1 pseudogene is annotated in these 326 nt (G+C 58.3%); it reads right to left on the minus strand.

Going from position 1 to position 326, the window contains the following annotated elements:
• Window positions 1-35: 35 nt before the first annotated feature.
• A pseudogene (locus tag J0A68_RS23320) lies at window positions 36-326 on the minus strand (energy-dependent translational throttle protein EttA); the annotation flags it as partial.

The raw sequence follows: 326 nt of genomic DNA on the forward strand, positions 1-326 counted from the left end.
CATAAAAAAAGGCGCCGCATGCGGCGCCTTGGGGATTACTTGGCGATCTTTTTGTACTTGATGCGGTGCGGCTCGAGCGCATCGGCGCCCAGCGTACGCTTCTTGTACTCTTCGTACTCGGTGAAGTTGCCTTCGAAGAATTCCACTTTGCCCTCGTCCTGGTAGTCCAGGATGTGGGTGGCGATACGGTCGAGGAACCAACGGTCGTGCGAGATCACCATGGCGCAGCCAGGGAATTCCAGCAGGGCGTTTTCCAGCGCGCGCAGGGTTTCGATATCCAGGTCGTTGGTCGGTTCATCGAGCAGCAGCACGTTGCCGCCAACCTG

The sequence above is a fragment of the Algoriphagus oliviformis genome (assembly GCF_017254915.1).
Taxonomy (GTDB): Bacteria; Bacteroidota; Bacteroidia; order Cytophagales; family Cyclobacteriaceae; genus Algoriphagus; species Algoriphagus oliviformis.